Annotated in this window: 2 protein-coding genes and 1 pseudogene; all 3 read right to left on the bottom strand. The window is 50.1% G+C overall.

Annotation, left to right across the window (positions count from 1 at the left end):
- Window positions 1–247: P2 family phage major capsid protein (locus KDK16_RS13480; protein ID WP_373690903.1), on the bottom strand; the 247-nt coding region annotated here is incomplete at its 3' end.
- Window positions 132–785, bottom strand: a complete 654-nt coding sequence (locus KDK16_RS03050) for a hypothetical protein (protein ID WP_257274618.1) — start codon at window positions 783–785, stop codon at window positions 132–134. The genes KDK16_RS13480 and KDK16_RS03050, both read right to left, overlap by 116 nt.
- Window positions 786–787: 2 nt before the next feature.
- Window positions 788–1,261, bottom strand: a pseudogene (locus tag KDK16_RS03055) (terminase); the annotation flags it as partial.

The following is a 1,261-nucleotide window of genomic DNA, read 5'->3' on the forward strand; positions in this document are numbered from 1 at the left end:
ACATTGCCGGACGGCCACCATAGGTGCGGTCAAGCACAACGATGTCTTTCTTTTCGCTGGGCTTTTGTCCAGCAATGTTCATCGCCTTGTTCATGTCGTAAGACACAAGACGTTCACCAATGATGCAGACCTCACTGCCTGTACGTTGGGAAGCAGGGATTGCTGAGTAAACGTCGTAAGCCAAAGCATCTACATTTTTGTAATCGCCATGCAAACCAATACTGATTTCGCCAGTCCGGTACACCATAAATCTGCTGGCCTGTGTCGTATTCTGCCGCCCGGATTACTGTACCAGGTTCAAATACCGTACGGCTTACACCTACCGGCTCCAGCATCAGGTACTGCTCCAGACCTGCTTCGGTATCAGGCATTCTTCGCATATTCAAAGTGGGCAGGTGTGACAGCCTGGTTACTTCCCCAAAGAAATTGTAATGGGGCAAAAAATGCGCCTCACCAAATACCAGATAATCCAGCACTGCTGCTTTAAAATCACTGATAGAAAGGTATGGATTCTCTACGAAGAAGTTACACAGCATATTGCGCCTGAAGATCAGGCAGCTGCCATGATGGGCATTGGCATGGCGCATTCTGGACAGGCCAGCCCGGGAGATCGGCGGCTCATAGTAGCCATTGTAAGGATGCAGAATATTACCCAAACTATCCAGCAAACTGCCAGACAGCACCTGCTCCGGCTCACCAAACTCAATGCCGAAACTACGGCTTTTGCGTTCATGCCTGGTAGATAATTGTTTTTTCTTGGGCTGTCTGTCGGGTTTTCTGGCCATAGCTAATCATCAGAGAAGTGGTAAGTAGATTTTCGTTGCTGGCGATAATCCAGCCCCTCGTTAATCAGGGCATGCATCACTGCCCAGGCTGCATCGGCGTGGCCGGTGCGTTCGGATCGGTCGGCAACATAAGTAATCTGGCCGCTGCCCGTCGTAGTTCGGCGAATGGTCATAAAACCTGCGGCAATATCGGAATGCACAAAATCCCATTCAATGCGGTTGGAAGTGATAACGTCTTGAGCCTTCAGGACCAGCCGGGTTTTGCTATCAATGGAATAGATAATGGGCGTAGCTGCTGGATAGAACTGCTGCACCAGATCAAAGACACCCGACCCCGGGCCAGTGACATCGATGCCGATGTAAGCGACGTTGTACTTCTGGCAGAGATCCTGAATACAGGCCGCCTGATACTGCCAGGCAACATTTTTAAGGGTAATTTTTTCTAGCACCCGAAACTTGCCTCCCATCTTCAACGG

The organism is Endozoicomonas sp. SESOKO4 (assembly GCF_024606275.1).